Origin of the sequence: Solidesulfovibrio fructosivorans JJ] (assembly GCF_000179555.1) — a bacterium.
GTDB classification, from domain to species: Bacteria; Desulfobacterota; Desulfovibrionia; order Desulfovibrionales; family Desulfovibrionaceae; genus Solidesulfovibrio; species Solidesulfovibrio fructosivorans.
This window is the reverse complement of sequence record NZ_AECZ01000001.1, coordinates 229287-247944: the sequence shown is the minus strand read 5'-3', so window position 1 is coordinate 247944 and position 18658 is coordinate 229287. Positions and strand designations below refer to the sequence as shown.

General features: G+C 65.2%; 17 protein-coding genes. 10 read left to right on the top strand and 7 right to left on the bottom strand.

Translation table 11 applies throughout. From position 1 onward, the window contains the following. Nucleotides 1-55 precede the first annotated feature (55 nt). From DESFRDRAFT_RS01145 to rpsT, 6 genes are all read left to right on the top strand, one after another. Complete coding sequence (locus tag DESFRDRAFT_RS01145) at nucleotides 56-1045, top strand: SurA N-terminal domain-containing protein (RefSeq protein WP_043793569.1); 990 nt, start codon at nucleotides 56-58, stop codon at nucleotides 1043-1045. A 90-nt stretch (nucleotides 1046-1135) separates the two neighbouring features. Then, the gene (locus tag DESFRDRAFT_RS01140) at nucleotides 1136-2494 is read left to right on the top strand and encodes a RodZ domain-containing protein (RefSeq protein ID WP_233489529.1); all 1359 of its coding nucleotides are present in this window, start codon (nucleotides 1136-1138) and stop codon (nucleotides 2492-2494) included. Nucleotides 2495-2571: 77 nt separating this feature from the next. Continuing rightward, nucleotides 2572-3321 carry a DNA repair protein RecO gene (gene recO, locus DESFRDRAFT_RS01135; RefSeq protein WP_005990284.1) on the top strand — a complete coding sequence of 250 codons (750 nt, stop codon included), beginning with the start codon at nucleotides 2572-2574 and terminating at the stop codon, nucleotides 3319-3321. A gap of 96 nt (nucleotides 3322-3417) precedes the next feature. Continuing rightward, complete coding sequence (locus tag DESFRDRAFT_RS01130) at nucleotides 3418-4293, top strand: glycine--tRNA ligase subunit alpha (protein WP_005990280.1); 876 nt, start codon at nucleotides 3418-3420, stop codon at nucleotides 4291-4293. Between the two features lie 13 nt (nucleotides 4294-4306). Then, on the top strand, nucleotides 4307-6400 hold the full coding sequence (gene glyS / locus DESFRDRAFT_RS01125; protein ID WP_005990277.1) for a glycine--tRNA ligase subunit beta: 2094 nt from the start codon (nucleotides 4307-4309) through the stop codon (nucleotides 6398-6400). A 257-nt stretch (nucleotides 6401-6657) separates the two neighbouring features. Beyond that, the gene (rpsT, locus tag DESFRDRAFT_RS01120; protein ID WP_005990275.1) at nucleotides 6658-6927 is read left to right on the top strand and encodes a 30S ribosomal protein S20; all 270 of its coding nucleotides are present in this window, start codon (nucleotides 6658-6660) and stop codon (nucleotides 6925-6927) included. 113 nt (nucleotides 6928-7040) lie between these two features. Here the strand turns inward: rpsT and DESFRDRAFT_RS20575 are convergent, their stop codons facing one another. The 7 genes from DESFRDRAFT_RS20575 to DESFRDRAFT_RS01085 all read right to left on the bottom strand — a co-directional run bounded on the left by DESFRDRAFT_RS20575 (nucleotide 7041) and on the right by DESFRDRAFT_RS01085 (nucleotide 13951). Continuing rightward, nucleotides 7041-8219 (bottom strand): glycosyltransferase family 2 protein, encoded by a 1179-nt coding sequence (locus DESFRDRAFT_RS20575; RefSeq protein WP_005990273.1) that lies wholly within the window; start codon nucleotides 8217-8219, stop codon nucleotides 7041-7043. Between the two features lie 15 nt (nucleotides 8220-8234). Beyond that, the gene (locus DESFRDRAFT_RS01110) at nucleotides 8235-8576 is read right to left on the bottom strand and encodes a DsrE family protein (protein ID WP_005990272.1); all 342 of its coding nucleotides are present in this window, start codon (nucleotides 8574-8576) and stop codon (nucleotides 8235-8237) included. 29 nt (nucleotides 8577-8605) lie between these two features. Beyond that, nucleotides 8606-9649 (bottom strand): selenide, water dikinase SelD, encoded by a 1044-nt coding sequence (gene selD, locus DESFRDRAFT_RS01105; RefSeq protein ID WP_081458391.1) that lies wholly within the window; start codon nucleotides 9647-9649, stop codon nucleotides 8606-8608. Next, on the bottom strand, nucleotides 9646-9888 hold the full coding sequence (locus tag DESFRDRAFT_RS01100) for a hypothetical protein (protein ID WP_005990270.1): 243 nt from the start codon (nucleotides 9886-9888) through the stop codon (nucleotides 9646-9648). Before DESFRDRAFT_RS01100 ends, selD begins: the two co-directional genes overlap by 4 nt. Before the next feature lie 315 nt (nucleotides 9889-10203). Continuing rightward, entirely contained in the window at nucleotides 10204-12030 is a 1827-nt protein-coding gene (locus tag DESFRDRAFT_RS01095) for an ABC transporter ATP-binding protein (protein WP_005990269.1), read from the bottom strand. Then, a complete protein-coding gene (locus DESFRDRAFT_RS01090; protein ID WP_005990268.1) occupies nucleotides 12027-12755 on the bottom strand; it encodes a hypothetical protein in 729 nt (242 codons plus the stop codon). Before DESFRDRAFT_RS01090 ends, DESFRDRAFT_RS01095 begins: the two co-directional genes overlap by 4 nt. Further along, nucleotides 12752-13951: a LeuA family protein gene (locus DESFRDRAFT_RS01085; RefSeq protein ID WP_005990267.1), complete on the bottom strand. Its 1200-nt coding sequence runs from the start codon at nucleotides 13949-13951 to the stop codon at nucleotides 12752-12754. The genes DESFRDRAFT_RS01090 and DESFRDRAFT_RS01085 overlap by 4 nt, the downstream gene beginning before the upstream one ends. A gap of 158 nt (nucleotides 13952-14109) precedes the next feature. Here DESFRDRAFT_RS01085 and elbB point away from each other — a divergent pair, with 158 nt between their 5' ends. The 4 genes from elbB (at nucleotide 14110) to DESFRDRAFT_RS01065 (ending at nucleotide 18607) form a co-directional block, all read left to right on the top strand. After that, complete coding sequence (gene elbB / locus DESFRDRAFT_RS01080) at nucleotides 14110-14766, top strand: isoprenoid biosynthesis glyoxalase ElbB (protein WP_005990266.1); 657 nt, start codon at nucleotides 14110-14112, stop codon at nucleotides 14764-14766. 37 nt (nucleotides 14767-14803) lie between these two features. Beyond that, nucleotides 14804-15601 carry a carbohydrate deacetylase gene (locus DESFRDRAFT_RS01075; RefSeq protein WP_005990265.1) on the top strand — a complete coding sequence of 266 codons (798 nt, stop codon included), beginning with the start codon at nucleotides 14804-14806 and terminating at the stop codon, nucleotides 15599-15601. A 122-nt stretch (nucleotides 15602-15723) separates the two neighbouring features. Continuing rightward, on the top strand, nucleotides 15724-16905 hold the full coding sequence (gene ercA, locus DESFRDRAFT_RS01070; RefSeq protein WP_005990264.1) for an alcohol dehydrogenase-like regulatory protein ErcA: 1182 nt from the start codon (nucleotides 15724-15726) through the stop codon (nucleotides 16903-16905). Further along, complete coding sequence (locus DESFRDRAFT_RS01065) at nucleotides 16877-18607, top strand: sensor histidine kinase (protein WP_005990263.1); 1731 nt, start codon at nucleotides 16877-16879, stop codon at nucleotides 18605-18607. The genes ercA and DESFRDRAFT_RS01065 overlap by 29 nt, the downstream gene beginning before the upstream one ends. Nucleotides 18608-18658: the final 51 nt, after the last annotated feature.

The window sequence follows — 18658 nt, the reverse complement described above, 5'->3', positions numbered from 1 at the left end:
GCCCGGAAGGCGCACCTTGCCGATCATGCCTGAAAAGCCCCGCATGGAGGATACCTTGCCTCGCCTTCCCAAATGCCTCGTTGTCGTAAGCCTGTTGGTTGCATTGTCCGGCCTGGCCCACGCGACCCAGCTCGTGGACAGGGTGGTTGCCGTGGTCAACGGCAAACTCATTACCCTGTTCGACCTCGACTCCCGAGTGGCCGAGCTGGTGCAGCGGACCCAAGGGATCTCGTTCGCGCCCGGCGACCCCAGGGCCGAGGAATTGCGGCGTCAGGTCCTGGAATCCATGATCAACGACATCCTCATCGAACAGGAAGCCGCCCGGCTCAAAATCAATGTTTCGGAAACGGAACTCGATTCCCAGATCGATGAGCTCAAGAAGAAAAACAATCTGACGCAGGCGCAGTTCCAGGCCGAACTGGCCAAGGAAGGGCTCACCCTCAAGGAATTCCGCAAGCGCATGCGTGAAGACAACATGAAAAAGCGGCTGCTCGGCTTCATGGTGCACCGCAAGGTCCTGGTCACCGACGACGAGATCCGGGACTACTACGAAAAACACAAGGCTACCTTGTCGACCACGAAGTCGATCCTCGGCCCCAAGGTGTCCGGCAACATCAGCTTCATCATGGTGCCCACCAAAAAGCAGGCCGAGGAACTGCGCCAAAAGATCGGCGCGGGGACGATCACCTTCGCCGACGCGGCCCGGAAGTTTTCCATCGGCCCCGGCAGGGACCAAGGCGGTGACCTGGGCGACGTGCAGGTCAAGGATCTGGCCCCGCCTTTGCGTGACGCTTTGACAGCCGTTCCGGCCGGACAGGTCAGCCAGCCGGTGATGCTCGACGGCAAGGCCGTGCTGCTCAAGCTGCGTACCGGGAAAAACGCCGCTCCGGCCAAGACGCCGCAGCCGGCGCCGTCGGCCGGTCCGTCCTTCGAGAGCGTCCGGAACCAGATACAGGAAATGCTGTACAAGCAGAAATTCGATAAACTCTTCCAGGATTATATGGACAATCTGCGGTCCAAGGCGGTCATCGAGGTCAAGCTGTAACGACCCCGGTCCGCCTCACGGGTGTCCCTCCCGCCCAGCCGCCGTGGTTTCAGAGGAGCTTCTTCTATGGATTTGCGCGAGTTAGGGACAATGCTGCGTGAGGAAAGGGAGCGGCAGGGCCTTTCCATCGAGGCCGTGTCGGACAAGATCAAGATCACGCGCAGCTGTCTGACGGCCATTGAGGAGGGCAACAAGAGCAACCTGCCCCACCCGGTGTACGCCAAGGGTTTCATAAAAAACTACGCCAAACTGCTCGGCGTGGATCTGGACGATTTTTCCAAGCGGCTGGCCGAGGTCTATCAACCCGAGGAGCCGGAACTCAATAACACGCCGATTCTGCACAACATCCCCGAAGACGATTGCGACTGCATCGTCAGGTCGTCCCCGAAGTTCCCGGTCGGGCCGATCCTCGTCGTTGTCCTCGTCGTGTGCGTCGTGGCGGGCCTCGGCTGGTATCTCTACGGCCATGTCCTGCACAAGTCCGGCGTCGAACCGGAAGCCCCGGCTCCGCAGGCCGCCGTCGAACCGGCCCCCAAGGCCGCGCCGCCGCAACCCGCCCCGGAACCGGAACGCCCCGTGCCGACCGTGCCCGCGGCCAAGACGGCCGAACCAGCCGAACCGGCCACGCCACCGGCTGCGCCGCAAACGCAGGCCGAGGCCACGACCCTGCCGCCCCCTCCGGCCGCCCAGCCGGCAGCGCCGGCCCCCACCCCCGAGGATCAGGCCACCCAGGATATCGCCACCAGCGGTCCGGCCGCGGGAGACGCCCACGCATCCATTCCGCCCGCTCCCGCGCCCGAACCGGCTCCGCCCGCTCCCGGCGCTCCGGCCGCCCCGACCCTGTCCGTGGGAGAAGCCGGCCCCCATACCGTCGTCATCACGGCCAACGACCGCTGCTGGATTCAAGCCGGCGCGGACGGCGGCGCCATGCGCGAAGCCATGCTGACCAAAGGCGATACCTTTGAGGGCCGCTTCGCCGATTATCTGCTTGTACGCCTGGGCAACGCCGGCGCGGTGGAAATCCGCTTCGACAACAAGCTCTATCCGCTTCAGGCCACCAAGGGCTCGGTGAAAACCCTGAAGTTCGTAGCCAAGAAGACCGAATCCGAGGCCGCCAAGACGCCGGCCAGCACCGAAACCACGCCGCCTGCCGCGCAGGTTCCCGCGGCGGCCCCGGCGACGCCCGCTGCCGCCTCCTCCGGCGACACCGCCGCCACGGCCAAGGAAGTCGAGATATACGGCCAGGATGGCAGCTGGCTCATCGTCACGCCGGACAAAGGACCTTCCAAGGAAATCTACGTGAAAAAGGGGCAGCGCCTCACCGTCCCCTTTGCGGACAAGGTCGAGATCCGCCTGGGCAATCCGAGCAGCGTGGTGTTCCGGTACGCCGGCAAGGAAACGCCGGTCACGACCGAGAAAGGCGAAAGCAAGACCATCCGGTTCCCCTAAAATCGGCCCAGTGCCCCCCTCCGGCGGGAACCCCTTTTCGCCGGGGGGAGGCCAAAAGGCGACGCTTCGAGACGGCCATGGAATTTTCCGAACAGGCGCTCGTGCTCAAGGTGGGGCGGTTTCGGGAAATCGACGCCTGGGTGCGGCTTTTCTCCCCGGTGCGCGGCGGGTATACGGCATTTGCGTTCGGCGGCATGAAAAGCCGCCGTCGCTTTCTCGGCTGCCTGGACCCGCTCAACCATGTCCGCTTCAAGGTGCGTCGCTCGGGACGGGGCGGCTATCACTGCCTGACCGAGGCCAGACTGCTTGACGCCCCGACCAACCTGCGCCACGATCCTCCGCGCTTGGGCATGGCCATCAATTGCTTGAAATTTTTCGAGGCCGTGCATATCGGTCCCCAGGGCGCAGCCGATGCCTACGCGTTGCTGCGGGCCATGCTGGCCGCCCTGGAAAACGCGTCCGCCCCGGCGGCGCTTTTTCCGCTTTTTTTCCGGGCCAGACTCGCGACCCTGCACGGCACCTTTCCGGTCTGCGACCGATGCGCCGTCTGCGGCAGGCCGTTTGGCGATGACGAAGCCGTCTGCCATGTGGAAGCCGGCCGGCTGACCTGCCCGGATTGTCGGCGCGGCGGGGATCACGGCGTGCGTCAGCACCTCGCCCCCGAGGCCTTGTCTCTGCTCGAGTCGGCCGTCTCCGGCGATCCCGGCGCCTGGGCGGCCTGCCGTCCCGATCCGGCGGCGGCTCGGGAATTTTCCCGGACCGTTGACCTGCTCGTGCGTTTCCATCTGGGTCTTGCCTGGGAGCAGGGGGGCTTCGTACGCGCCTGACCCGGCGAAAATTTTTCGGCTGCGGCCATGTCCGACGTTCTTTCCGTCCCGGCGCCCCGGCCCGGCCGGCGGCGTAACCTTGAAATCGGAGCAACCATGTATTTTCAGGATCTCATCTTGACGCTGCAACACTTCTGGGCCAAATCCGGCTGCCTCGTGGTCCAGGGCTACGACACCGAGGTCGGCGCCGGCACCTTCAATCCGGCCACCTTCTTTCGCGTCATCGGCCCCGAACCCTGGAAGGCCGCCTATGTCGAACCGTCGCGCCGTCCCACCGACGGCCGCTACGGCGAAAACCCCAACCGGCTCCAACAATATTTCCAGTTTCAGACCATCCTGAAACCCTCACCGGACAACATCCAGGACCTTTACCTGGAGAGTCTGGCCGCCATCGGTTTCAATGCCCGCGAGCATGACATCCGCTTCGTCGAGGACGACTGGGAATCGCCGACCCTCGGCGCCTGGGGCCTGGGCTGGGAAGTCTGGCTCGACGGCATGGAAGTGACCCAGTTCACCTATTTCCAACAAGTGGGCGGCATCGACCTGTCGCCGGTCTCCGTGGAGATCACCTACGGCCTCGAGCGCATCTGCATGTATCTGCAACAAAAGGATTCGGTCTACGACCTGGACTGGAACGGGCAGGTGACCTACGGCCAGATCCACCAGCGCGGCGAATACGAGCAATCGCGCTACAATTTCGAGGAATCCGACGCCGCCATGCTGCTCAATCATTTCAACGCCTGCGAAAAGGAATGCCGGCGGCTTTGCGAGATGGGGCTGGCCTGGCCCGCTTACGACTACTGCCTCAAGTGTTCCCACGCCTTCAACATGCTCGAAGCCCGGGGGGCCATCTCCATCACCGAACGCACCGGCTACATCGGCCGGGTGCGCGCCCTGGCCTCGGGACTGGCCCGGCTCTACGCCGCCCAGCGCAAGGAACTCGGCTACCCCCTCCTCAATCAAAGCGCATAAAGGACTCCACGCCATGCCCCATTTTCTGTTCGAGATCGGATTCGAGGAGATGCCGGCCCGGTTTCTGGCCGGCCTGACCGAGGAGGCCCGGGCGCTTTTTTCCGAAGAGCTGGCCCAGGTCAAACTCGGCAGCGACGCAGTGGCCGCCTTCGCCACCCCGCGCCGGCTGGTGGTGAGCATCCCGGAGCTGGCCGAAGCCTCGCCCCGGGAAGAGGAAGTCGTCACCGGCCCGCCCGAACGCGTGGGTTTCGATGCCTCGGGCAACCCCACGCCCGCCGCGTCGGGCTTTGCCAAGGGACAGGGCAAGGACGTCGCCGACGTCTTCGTCATGGAGACGGAAAAAGGCCGCTATCTGGCCCTGCGCAAGACCGTTGGCGGCGAGACGGCCATGAACCTTCTGCCCGGCATCTGCCAGGATGTGGTCAAAAAACTGTCCTTCCCCAAACGGATGCGCTGGGGCTCCCGTGAATTCGCCTTCGGCCGGCCGGTGCACTGGTTTCTGGCCCTGCTCGACGACGCCGTGGTGCCGTTTCGCCTGGACGACATCGCCTCGGGCCGAGAAACGCGCGGGCACCGCATCATGGGCCCGGGCCCGTTTTCCATCGCCACGGCCAAGGACTACTTCGCCGTCATCCGCGACCAGGGGAAGGTCATCCTTGACGCCCGGGAGCGCGAAGGCATGGTCCGTTCGCAAGCCGAGAAGCTGGCGGCCGAAGCCGGCGGCACGGCGGTCATCAATCCCACGCTGCTCATGGAGGTCACGGGCCTGACCGAACACCCGGTGGTGGTCCTCGGCCGGTTCGACCCCAAATTCCTCGACGTGCCGCGCGAAGTGCTCATCACGAGCATGGAGTCGCACCAGAAAAGCTTCGCCGTGCAAGACGGGAAGGGCGGACTGCTGCCGGTCTTCCTCACCACACTCGGCCTCATGCCGGCCGATCTCGAGCTGGTACGCCGGGGCTGGCAGCGGGTGTTGACGGCCCGGCTGGAAGATGCGCGCTTTTTCTGGGAAGCCGATTTGGGCACGGACATCGAAACCTGGCAGAAAAAGCTCGAAAGCGTTGTATTTCTGGCCGGACTCGGCAGCATGCGCGACAAGGCCCGCCGCCTCGAACGGCTGTGCGGCGTGGTGGCCGAGCTTTCCGGCAAGCCCGAGATCATGCTCGAGGCCTCCCAGGCCGGCGGCCTGTCCAAGGTGGACCTCGTTTCGACGATGGTGGGCGAATTCGCCGAACTGCAAGGCATCATGGGCGGCATCTACGTGCGCCGCAAGGGCCAGTCCGAGACCGTCTCCCGGGCCGTCGGCGAACAGTACCTGCCGGCCGGACCGGACAGCCCGGTGCCCGCCACCCTGGCCGGGGCGATCCTGTCCGTGGCCGACAAGGCCGATACGCTCGCCGGCTGTTTCGGTAACGACATGGCCCCGACCGGCGCGGCCGACCCCTATGCGCTTCGCCGCGCGGCGCTCGGCATTTGCCGCATCGTCATCGAGCACGGGCTGCGCTTCGACCTCATGGAACTGCTCCAGGCGGCCATCGACGGCTACGGCGACCTGAAGTTCAAGGTGGACCGCACCCACCTTCTGGCCAAGCTGCTCGATTTCTTCGGCCAACGCCTGCGGGCCTACTTCACCGGGCGCGGCTTCGACACCCTGGTGGTCGAGGCGGCGGTCGGAGCGTCGTTTACCGATATCGCGGCCCTGGCCGAACGCGTGGCGGCCCTGGCCGCTTTTGCCGCCACGCCGGACTTCGGCCAGGCGGTGCTGACCTTCAAGCGCGCGGCCAACATCATCCGCAAGCAGGGCGTCGGGGCCGGGGTGCCGCTTTCCGGCGCGATCAAGCCCGAGCTTCTGGAAGAACAGGCGGAAAAAGACCTCGCCGCGGCCTGTGAAGCGGTCTTTCCGCGCTACGATGCACTGTTTCACGCCGGCGACTATGCCGCCGTGCTCGACGTGCTCTACGAACTGCGCCCGACCGTGGACGCCTTTTTCGACAACGTCATGGTCATGTGCGACGCCATGGACGTGCGCCTCAATCGACTCAATCTGCTCAAGGCCCTGGTCGACCGCCTGGGCCGCGTGGCGGACTTCGCCGCGTTGCAGGTGTAAGAGGGAAAGAGGGCGCCTCCGGCGGCCAGGGGGAAACTTTTTGAAAAAAGTTTCCCCCTGGACCCCCTTCAAAAACTTTCAACGGGGATCATCCGGTCACCGTGACCAGTTTTTTTACTCTTACGAAAATGACCCGTTAAGAGTTTTTGGGGAGGGTGGGGTTCCCTCCCCCGGCTTGATCAATATTTTGCTTGACGCATTTAACGAGTTCGCATAAGTAACTCTGCTTCAGCGAACATTACATGGAGGAACGATCCTTGGCCAATCATAAATCCGCTCTGAAACGGCATCGTCAAAGCCTTTTGGCCCGGGCTCGCAACCGGGCGGTCAAGACCCGCGTGCGCAACGTCATCAAGGACGTCCGCGTCGCCCTGGCCGGTGGCGATACCGCCGCCGCCGAGACCGCTCTGCTTACCGCCACCAAGGTGTTGGACAAGGCCGCCAGCAAGAAGATCATCCACTGGAAGACCGCTGCCCGCAACGTCTCCCGCCTGTCCGCCGCCGTCAACAAAGCCAAACAGGCCTAGGGCCTTTTCTTCGCCCCGGCTGTTACGCCTTTTCGCCCGTCACGGTTCGCCGCGACGGGCTTTTGGCGTTCGTTCACCCAAGTCCATTCCTTTTGGTGCGGCATGCGGCCCGGTTAGAGCACAGGCCGGATCGCCTCCAGAATCCAGGCGCATTCGCTTTGCAGCTCCGCGTCCACGCCGGTCAGTCGCCAAGAGATATAGCGCGCCGTGCGCCGGGCTTCGTCCGTATCGCCGGCCAGGGTTTGGATGCGGAAGAGCTGATAGAGGTTCTCGACGGTCTGCTCGATGCGAAACGAGCGGGCCATGGCCTCATGCGCTTCCCCGTGCCGGCCAAGGAGCGCCAAGGCCAGAGCGCGCAGGCTCCAAGCCCCGGAATTTGCGGCATGGGCGGCCACCAGTCTCCGGGACAGGGATTCGGCCAAGTCCGGGCGGTTGCGCTCCAAAAGCAGGCGCAGCCGTTCGCTGTCCGCCTCCCAGTCGGCGGGAACGGCCGGAGACGGCCAGTTCCCAGCTAAGCGCTCCCGCAGTTGCGGCACAAAGCGCTCCATGTCCCGGTCCGGGATGGTGTAGTGGCGCAACTGGTAGTCGAAATCCGCCATGTTGTGCCGAAAGGCGCTCGTTGGCATGTCGCCCCGGCCGCGTTCGATTTTTTCCCGAAAATCCTGTCGTGACCGGAAAAAGTAGTGGTTGAGCTGTATCCGCTCGTTGTGGTGCGGTCCGTAAGGCCCGGGCAGGGGAAAACCACCTTCGCCCACGCAGCCGTTTCCCACTTTGTAGGCGAAATGATGGGGCGACAGGGGCTGGTGTACGGCGCGCGGTTTGACGATGCTTTTGATGTGCAGATTGATCGGAGCGGCGTAGTCCGAACGCCGGGTGTAGTTTTCGAGGAGAAGTCCCAGTGGTGGGGCCTCATGGCCGGAGGAGCCGAACATGACCCAGTTGACCCCAAGTCCGGCATGATCCTCGAAGTCGGTCAGAAGCAGGCGCAGGTCGTCTTCCCGGCGCGGCAGCAGGAATTCGTCCACATCGATGAACCCGAGCCAATGGGTGCTCGCGCCATGGGTTTCCAGGCAATGGGCGTAGGCGTCGAGCTGCCGGGCCGGGCCGGTGATGGTCTCGATGGAGCAGGGGATGTGGGCGGCGTAGGGTGCCAGGGTTTCGGCCAGGGGGACGCGTGAATCGTTGTCGTAGATGATGAGCCGTTCCACGCCGAGCATGGCATGATAGACCGCCCACTCGACGATAAACGCGTTTTCGTCTTTGGCGATGCAGCACAGGCTCAGGTAATCCATGGAGGCCAATGGCGGCTATGGCTTAATGTAGGCGTATCCCTCGGCCTGGCGCGCAACCAGCTCCACCACGCCGGCCGGCACGATCTCGCACACCGGGCAAAGCCACTCGGGGGCGAGGCTAAAATGCCGCAGCGCATTACGGCAAACCCGGACCGTAAGCCCCAGCGCGGCGACCTCCGCAAGCGCCTTCGCATGTTCGCCGTCCGCGCCCATAAGCTTGATGGCCGGACCGTTGACCAGCAATACGGCCGTGAAACGCTCCTGGGGCAGTGCATCGTAATAATTGCGAATATTGGTCAGCGCCGCATCGAGATGGGCGGCGTCCTCATCGACATGGAAAACAACGTCGTAGCGCATAAACGATCTCTCCTTGCCGGAAGTCTCTATCAGACGATGCGCAGCCGCGCCATATCCGGGCGCGCCGCGACCACCCGGCCGACCACCGCCGCCAGATCGCCGGCATCGAGCAACATCCGTCGCGCCGCCGCGACCTTCGCCTCGGGCACGGCCAGCACGAGGCCGCCCGAGGTCTGGGCATCGAAGACGAGATCGGACTGGATCGGATCGAGGCCGCTTGCCACGGAAACGGTCTTGGCGCAGTAGTTGCGGTTGGCGAAGCTGCCGGCCGGGAGCATCCCCAGCCCGGCCAGCTCCACGGCCTGGGGCAGGAAGGGAACATCGGCAAGCCGGATTTCCACGGCAACGCCCGAAGCGACAGCCATCTCCAGCAGATGGCCGCCCAGGCCGAAGCCGGTCACGTCCGTGGCCGCCTTGAGCGAAAGTTCCCGGATCACCCGGCCGCCGGCCGTGTTGAGCCGCCCGGCCCAGGTGAAAAGCTCGTTCTCGAGTGCTACAGGATCGCCGAAATCGCCCTTGAGCGCCGTGGCCAAGACGCCCGTGCCGAGCGGCTTGGTCAGGATGAGCACGTCGCCTTCCGCAAGGCCGGTGTTGGTGGCGAAGGCATCGGCGTCGACCAGCCCGGACACGGCCAAGCCGTATTTGACCTCCGGGTCCTCCACGCTATGCCCGCCGGCCGGGACCGCCCCGGCCTCCAGAACGGCGTCCAGCCCGCCGCGCAGGATTTCTGCCAGCACCTCCCGTTCCATGGTCTTTATGGGGAAGCAGACGATGTTCATGGCGGAAAGCGGCGTGCCGCCCATGGCGTAGACGTCGGACAGGGCGTTGACCGCCGCGATGCGGCCGAACTTGAAGGGATCGTTGACGATGGGGGTGAAGAAATCCACGGTCTGGACCAGTCCCCGGCCGTCCGGAAGGCGCACCACCGCCGCATCCTCGTTGACGCCGGAGGCGGTCAGCAAGCGAGGATCAGATACGGGCGGCAAGCCCTGCAAGACGGCCTCCAGGTCCCCTGGAGCGATCTTGGCCGCTCAGCCGGCGGCGGTGACGGTCTTGACCAGTTCGATGCTCATGGATTTTCCTTGTTGATTGCCATCGTAAGATCATGCACCAGCGCGTCGCGGTCAAGGCCGAAACGCGCGGCCAAACCGCCCACCGTCTCGAAAAGCCCCTGGCACAGCAGGCAGCAGCCCGCCGCCGCGTCGTAGCCGCGAAAGACATCCTGGGTGGCCGGATGGGCCGCCACCACGTCCAGGACCGTCGCGACCTCCGGGTCGAACGGCGGAGGTTTTTCGTATTGTCGATTTGTCATACTGTATTGTCTTGTATTGTATTATTATTTTTTGCTTGGCCGGCGGGGGGGGCGCGGCCACGTGCGGCGCATAGTTGAAGAATACGCCTTCGCGTCCGCGCCCCTCCCGCCGGCCCTGATCATCCGGTCCCTCTGTGGGAGCATTTCCCGACTCGGGGAAGCGCCCGGCGTCTGGCCTACCGCTCCTGATTATTCCCTCAATTGTTCTATAACTATGATTTATTTTTGTACTTTTAATAACACATCATGTTATGGTTTAACTTTTTAATCGATCCCTTTGAAAGTTTTTGAAGGGGGTCTCGGGGGAAACTTTTTTCAAAAAGTTTCCCCCGAGCCGCCGGAGGCTCCCCCCTCCTCCAAAGTCTCCGCGCCGCTTTGGACGGCCCACATGCCGGCGTAGACCCCGCCGGCGGCAAGGAGCGTCTCATGGTCGCCGCGCTCGACCACATAGCCGTCCACCACGACCAGAATCTGCGAACACTGGCGCACGGTGGAAAGGCGGTGGGCCACGGCCAGGGTGAGCCGGTCCTCGCGGAAGGCGTACAGATTCTGCTGAATGATGGCCTCGGTGCGGGTGTCCACGGCCGAGGTGGCCTCGTCGAGGATCAGGATGGCCGGATCGCGCAGGATGGCCCGGGCCAGGGACACCCGCTGGCGTTCGCCGCCGGAGAGCTTGAGCCCGCGTTCGCCGATGACCGTGTCGTAGCCGGACGGGAGCTTCATGATGAAGTCGTCGGCTCCGGCAACGGCCGCGGCATGGCGCACGGCGGCCATGTCCGCCTCCGGGCGGCCGAGCAGGATGTTTTCGGCCACGGTGCCGTGAAACAAAAAGGCGTCCTGGGACACGTAGCCGAGGTGGCCGCGATAGCTGTTGAGCGTGTAGGCGGCAAGCGATGCGCCATCGACGGTGATGGCCCCGCCGGTCGGCTCGAAATAGCGCAGGAGCAGTTTGACCAGAGTGGACTTGCCGGCCCCGGTCGGGCCGACCACACCCAACACCTGCCCCTTTGCCAGGCTGAAGCTGATACCGTTTATGACCTGTCCGCGCGACGGGTAGGCGAAGCGCACATCCCTAAATTCCAGGCGGCTGGGCTTCCCTCTCAAGGCTACGGCCCCGGGCGCATCGGCCACGCGGGGGCGCACGGCGAACAGCTCGCTGACGCGCGAAGCGGCGGCCTCTGCCCGCTGAATCTGGTTAATGAGCATGCCGAAGACGAAAAGCGGCAGCACCAGCCGGGCGGCAAAGAGCACGAAGGTGGTGTAGTCGCCGACGGTCGGGCCGAGTCCGGCCGCCACCAGATAGCCGCCACCGGCGAAGACCGCGCCGAAGGACAGCCCGGCCACGGCATAGATGGCCGGCAGAAACCGGGCCCGCTCGCCCTCGGCGGCGATGGCCTCGTCGCGGTAGCTGGCCGAACGCGCGGACACGGCCTCATAAAGCCTGTCCTCGGCCGTGTAGGCCTGGATGACGCCCATGCCGCTGATATTGTTTTCGAGAATGCCGGCAATGGCCCCGACGGCCCGGCGCGTTTGCCGATAGCGGGGCTGGACCCGGGTCACGAAGCGGCGCACGGCGAAGATGGCCAGGGGCAGGGGAACGAAAAGGAGCAGGGCCAACCGCCATTCCAGGAAAAACAGGTAGCCGTAGATGCCGCAGAAAGTGACGACCAGGCGGATGATCGAGGTCGTGGAGTCGGTGAGGAAACTTTCCAGGGCATCCACGTCGGCCACGATCACGGACATGATGTCGCCGGTCTGGCGGTCCTCGAAAAAGGCCGGCTCCAGGGATTGCAGATGGCCGTAAAGCGCCAGCCGGATATCGTGGCGGGTCTTCTGGGCCAGGGCCGAAAGCATGTAATCCGAGCCGCTTTGGAACACGGCCAGAAAGATGAAGCTCGCCAGTACGGTCAGACCGTAGAAGAGGTAGACCTTGGGACCGGACTCGCCGCGCGCGGCGGCGTCGATGACCCGACCGGCGATGGCCAGGGGAAGCAGGTCGAAGGCCCGGGCCAGAATGTTCAGGGCCAGGCCGCCGATCATGGCCTTTTTGTACGGACGCAGGAAGGTGTAGAGCCGCCAGACCTGCCGGCCGAGAAAGGCATGGCGGTCTTTATTCGGGGGAGAGACTTGGTTTCGTGTCATAAGAGGAGCAACAATGCGGCGTAGCCGGCCGCGCCCAGGGCAAAGGCCGGGAAATTTCCCGATCCATCGAGCGGGACTTCATCCTTCATGGTGTTCATGACCACGCCGCCGGCCAGAAAGGCGAACAGCACGGCCAAAAGTGCCTCGTGAACGCGGAAGACCACACCAAAGGCCCAGCCGCCAAGGACCGTCCCGGCCAGCACCTTGCGGCCAAGGCGATGGTAGTCGCCGGTGAAATGTTGCCGCAGGCCGTGGTCGGTTCCGGCCATGTGCAGGGCCATGGCCACGGTGTAGGTGACAAGGCTCACCGGTCCCGGCACCTCCCGGTTGTCCAGCAGGTAGCCGATCAGAAAATTGTACAGACCAAACGAGGTCAGATGCAACCAGAAGACGCCGCTTTTCTCCGGCCCGGCCGGCGGGGCGTCGCGGCCGCCCCGGGCCAGGATGGCCGCCCGCTCCAGGCCGTAGAAGACGAGCAGCCCGGCCAGGGCGACCAGGAACACGTGGTGGTCAAGCGCCGGCAAAACGGTCCAGCCGGCCCGCCGCACCGCTTCCTGGCCCGCGCACAGATCGGGGAAGATGTGGACGAAGACGTAGGCCGTGGCCGCGCCGCCGGCCAGGGACAGCCAGGGGCTCCGTGGCGTGTCGATGGCCGGGGAGAGCAGGCGGACGTAGAGATGGGTCAGCGCCAGGAAAAGGGCCATGATGCCGGTGGCACCGGTCACGCGCCACGCTCCCTGGCCTTGGCGGCGGCCCGGCGCACAAGCCCCTCCTCGTCGGCCCAGGCTTCCTTGTCCGCGTTTTTGACCAGCCGGCCGGCGACAGCCAGTTCGTCCGGGGTCAGCTCGATGCCCAGTTCCTTCAGGCGCAAAGCCAGGGCCGCCCGGCCGGACATGGGCGAAAGGGGCAGGCGAATGCCGTGCGCGCCCACGGCTTCGGGGTGGAAAGGCAGGTAGGTGTCGGGGTTTTTGAGCAGTCCGTCCTGGTGCACCCCGGCCGCCGTGGCGAAGATGTTGCCCCCGACCACGGCCTTGTTTGGGGCGATGGGCACGCCCGAGCGCTCGGAAACGAGCCGGCACAGTCCGGTCAGCCGCATCGGATCGACGCCGACGCTTCGGCGGTACTGCCGGCTGTGCAGGCGCAGGGCCATGACCGTTTCCTCGAGGGGGGCGTTGCCGGCCCGCTCGCCGATGCCGCCCACGGTCAGATGCACGATATCCGCGCCGGCCCCGGCGGCGGCCAGGGTGTTGGCCGTGGCCAGCCCGAGGTCGTTGTGGAAGTGCACCCGCAGGCGCACACCGCGCGGATGGGCGAGTTGCGTAAGCATGCGCACCCGCCGCTTGACCGTCTCGGGTGTCAGGATGCCCAGTGTGTCGGGAAAGCCGATGCCAGTGGCCCCGGCGTCCATGGCCACGGTATAGGCCTGGCGCAAAAAGGCCGGCTCGGTGCGGCTGCCGTCCTCGCAGCTGAAGGTCACTTTGAGAAATCGCTTGCGGGCATACGTCACGGCCTGCCGGATCATCTCCAGGCACTCGCCCTTGGTCTTGCCGAGCTTGTCGCGGCGGTGCAGGGGGCTTGTGGCCAGGAAAACGCCCACCCCGCGCCGGTCGGGACCGGCTTCTTGCAGAGCTTCCCAGGCGGCGTCAAGATCGGCTGTCAAGGCCCGGCACAGGACCATGATCCGGGGACCGGCCACCTCGGCGGCAATGCGGCGCACGGCCTCGATTTCCCGGTCGGAAACGGCCGGAAACCCGGCCTCGATGACGTCCACGCCAGCCGCGGCCAGGGCCTTGGCGATGGCGACCTTGTCGTCGACGGAAAAGCGCACCCCGGGCATCTGCGCTCCGTCGCGCAGGGTGGTATCGGAAATGGTGAGCGGTGTGACGCGGTCGGTTAAAGTATTGGGCAAATGTTCGGACATGGGGCTTTTTGCGCTCTTTTCACCCCAAAGGCAACGCGGGTGATGTTGTACGAAGACGTGACCGCGCCGGTCCGGTTTGACGAAAACGGGCCCCGGGGCTAAGATTTAACGGATCGAAAACGCAGCGTAAAACCCTGTTGCGGCACGGAGGCGATGTGATGCCAACCATCGGCGTTTTGCTTTCGGGATGCGGCGTGCTGGACGGCTCGGAAATCCACGAGGCGACGCTGGCCCTCTATTTTCTGAACAAGGCCGGCGCCAAGGTTCTGTGCCTGGCTCCGGAGATGACCGCACCGGCCGTGGACCATGCCGCCAAGGTCCCAAGCGGGGAGACGCGCAACGTACGCGTGGAAGCGGCGCGCATCGCCCGGGGCGCGGTGACCGATGTGGCGACCGTGACGGCCGACGCCCTGGACGGGCTGATTTTGCCCGGCGGTTTTGGCGCGGCAAAAAACCTCTGCGATTTTGCCGAGAAAGGCGCGAAAGGAACAGTTTCCCCTTCCGTGGCCACGCTGCTTGACGCCATGCATGCCGCCGGCAAGCCCATCGGCGCCATCTGCATCGCCCCGGCCGTGCTGGCCTTGGCTCTGGGCCGGTTTCATCCCGAACTGACCATCGGCAACGATCCCGGCACGGCCCAGGCCCTGGAAGCGGCCGGGGCGAAACACATCACATGCGCCGTGGACGAAATCCACGTGGACGCGGCCAACAATCTCGTCAGCACCCCGGCCTACATGCTCGGCCCGGGCATCGCGGACATCGCCAAGGGCATCGAAAAGCTGGTGGCCGAAGTCCTGGCCCGGGTGCATCCGTAGGACGGGCTTGCGGCGGTTTGAGCGGAGAGGAGGGGGGATGCGTCGGCTTTTCGTCAACGCGGACGATTTCGGCCTGACCGAGGGGGTGAGCGCCGGGATTCTTACGGCCATGGCCGCCGGCGTCGTCGGAGGCACGACCGCCATGGTCTGCGTCGAGGGCGGGCTGGAGCGGCTTACCCGCCTGGGACCGCGCATCGCCGGCCGGGTCGGGTTGCATTTGCAACTCACTGGGGGGCGTCCCTGCCTGCCGCCGGAGCAAATCCCCAGCCTGGTCACGGAAGAGGGGCTTTTCCCCCGTAAAAAGAAAGCGGTCGTGGACATCGATCCGAACGAGGTGCGCCGGGAATGGCGGGCCCAGCTGGCCCGGTTCAGGCAATCGGGACTGACGCCAAGCCACCTCGACTCCCATCATCATATCCACAATCGGCCGGGAGCCATGCCGATCTTTGTAGAGCTGGCCCGGGAACTCGGCGTGCCGGGACGAGCCGTTTCCGACGCCATGCGCGAATCACTGACTGAAGCCGGCGTGGTCCATGCGGATTTGTGCCTCACCCGGTTTTACGGCGAGAACCTGAGCGCCACGACGTTTCTGTCCCTGGTGGACGCCGCCTTCGCCGCCCTTGGCGGCTCGGGAACGGTGGAGGTCATGGTCCACCCTGGCCGCCACGACGCCGCACTGGCCGCGATCAGCACCTACAGCGAAGGACGCGAGCTGGAACTCGCGGCGCTCACCGAACCCGGGCTGGCCGAAGCCATGGCCGAGCGGGGCATCCAAGTCGTCACCGCTGCGGAGCTGTCCGGCCGGACGGTTGCGCCGCGTCGTCAAGCCTTGTAAGGGCCCGGTCAACGCTGTATCTTGGGGCCAGACGCCGTTTTCTCGGCATGGCCCGACCGTATTCGACAAACAATCGGGGCTCCGGGATAACCGGCGCAATGTCGCGTCGCAGGGGAGGGCGCATGCGGGACGATATTTTACTTGCCATGCGCAAATTCGTGGCCCCGGAATTTGTTTTCGGCAACGGAGCCCTGGCCCTGGCCGGGCGGCAGGCGGCCGGGCTCGGCGTGCGCCATGCCTTGCTCGTGGCCGATTCCGGCCTCATGGATTTCGGCTGGCCGCAGCGGGTCCAGGAAAGCCTCGACGCCGCCGGGGTCGAAACGACCCTTTTTACCGATTTTTCCTCCAATCCCCGCGATCACGAGTCCATGGCCGGATCGCGCATTTTCGGCGACGCCGGCTGCGATGCCCTGGTGGCCGTCGGCGGCGGCTCGGCCATGGACTGCGCCAAGGCCATCGGCATCGTCAGCGTCAACCAGCGCCACATCCGGGAATTCGAGGGCGTGGACAACGTGGAACGGCCCGGCCCGCCGCTTTTGTGCGTGCCGACCACGGCCGGCACCGGGGCCGAGGTGTCCCAGTTCGCCATCATCACGGACAGCGAGCGCCGGGTCAAGATCGCCATTGCCGGCAAGACGCTGATCCCGGACGCGGCCCTGATCGACCCCGAAACCACCGTGACCATGTCCGAAACCCTGACCGCCCATACCGGACTCGACGCCCTGACCCACGCCATGGAGGCCTACGTTTCCAACGCGAACAGCCCCATGACCGATCTGCTCGCCCGCGAGGCCATCCGCCTCATCGCCGCCCATCTGCTTCCGGCCATGCGCAACCCCAAGGACATGCAGGCCCGCGGCGGCATGCTCCTGGCCAGCCTGTACGCCGGCATGGCCTTTTCCAACGCCATCCTCGGCGCGGTCCACGCCATGTCCCACAGCCTGGGCGGGCTGCTCGACCTGCCCCATGGGCTTTGCAACGCCATTTTGCTGGATCACGTGGCGGACTACAATTTCAGCGCCGCGCCGGAGCGCTACGCGGACATCGGACGTCTTTTGGGCGCGCGCTTCGCCGACGATGCCGGGCCGGACGAAAAGAAGGACGCTGTGCTCGCCGCCATGCGGGACTTCAAGCGCGCCGCCGGCGTCACCATCGGCCTGGCCGACCTCGGCGTCGGCCCGGAAGCCCTGACCCGGCTTGCCCACAATGCCCTGGACGACCTGTGCCTTTTGACCAACCCCCGGCAGCCGAGCCAAGCCGATATCGAAGCGATTTATGAAGACGCCAGGCAGACAAACGGCTGACGCCGCAGACAGCGACGCCGGCCGTCGGGACAGACTGCTCGGCTTCGGCGAACACTCGGTCAGCAAAAGCTACTACCCGGAGCTCAAGCGCCGTCTCGAGGAGTTGGAGCGCTTCCGTTCGCTTCTCGAACAGACCGGCGAGGCCATTTTCCTGGTCGACGGCCGCACGGGCCGCATCGCCGACACCGCCGGCGCGGCCGGAGTCATGCTGCGCCAGGAGCGGGAGGCGCTCCTCGGGCTTCCTTTCGCCGCACTGCTCCCCATGGAAGCCGTGGAGCATCTCCATGGACTTTTTTCCGGGGATTTCGCCGCCGGACGCCTGGAAACGGTCCTCACGAGGCCAGGAGGCAAGGGAACGACCCCGGCCGTGGAAATGACGTTCCGCATGGCCAAGGGCGAGGACGGGCCCATTGCCGTCATCGTGGCCCGGGACGTCTCGGAGCGCAAAAAAAGCGAACTGGCCTTGCGCCGGGCCGAGGAAAAATACCGGGGCATCGTCGAAAACGCGGCCGAGGGTATTTTCCAAAGTTCCCTGGACGGACGGCTCATCAGCGCCAACCCGGCCGTGGCCACCATTTTGGGCTATGCTTCGCCGCGCGAGATGATGCGGCGCGTCAAAAGCATCATCGACCAGACCGTGGCCCGCGAGGACGACCGTCAGCGCATCCGGGCCGAGCTGGAACGCTACGACCAGGTCAAGAACCTGGAAGTCCAGCTTGTCACCAAATCCGGCGACCTGATCTGGGGCCTCATCAACGCCCGGCGCATCCGGGACGCCGCCGGGGAGGCGGAACGCTTCGACGGGTCGCTCCAGGACGTGACCATTCGCAAGCAGGCGGAGCAGACGCTTCTGCGCTACCACGACGAGCTCGAACGCCGCGTGGCCGAACGCACGGCGGAACTGACCCGCGCCAACGAGCGCCTCACCCACGAAGTGACCATCCGCAAACGGGCCGAGGAGGCGGCCGACGCCGCCAACCGGGCCAAATCCGAATTCCTGTCCATGGTCTCCCACGAGATACGCACCCCCCTGACCTCGGTCATGGGGTTTGCCGTCATTATCGAAAAGCGCCTGGACCAGCTGTTTAATCGCCTCCTCGGCGACGATCCCAGGCAGCGCCGGCAAGCCGAACAGATCATGGAGAACCTCGGGATCATCGTCTCCGAGGGCGAGCGTCTCAAGCACCTCATCAACGACGTCCTGGACCTGGCCAAGCTCGAGGCCGGCAAGATGGCCTTCAAACACGAGCGGGTGGACCCGGCCGAGGTGGTGCGCCATGTCATGAGCGCATCGGAAGGATTGCTGGCCGCCACCCCCAGGGTCGCCCTGAAGACGAGCATCCAGGGCCGTCTGCCCGAGGTCATCGGCGACCGCGACCGGCTGATCCAGGTGCTGGTCAACCTGGTCTCCAATGCCCTCAAATTCACCGAGCAGGGCTCCGTCACCTGCCGGGCCAGGACCGCGGACGGCTATGTCGTCATCGACGTGGCCGATACCGGCATCGGCATTCCGGAAGCCGAGCAGCATAAGGTTTTCGAAAAATTCAACCAGATCGGCGCAACACTGACCAACAAGCCCAAGGGCACGGGACTGGGGCTGGCCATCTGCAAACACATCGTCGAGTCACACGGCGGTCGCATTTCGTACGTATCACGTTTCGGATCGGGCAGCACATTCACCTTCGCCCTGCCGATTGCCTAACCGCGGGCATTACGGTATGCCCCCTAGCCCGGCGCGCGGCACTCCGCGCGT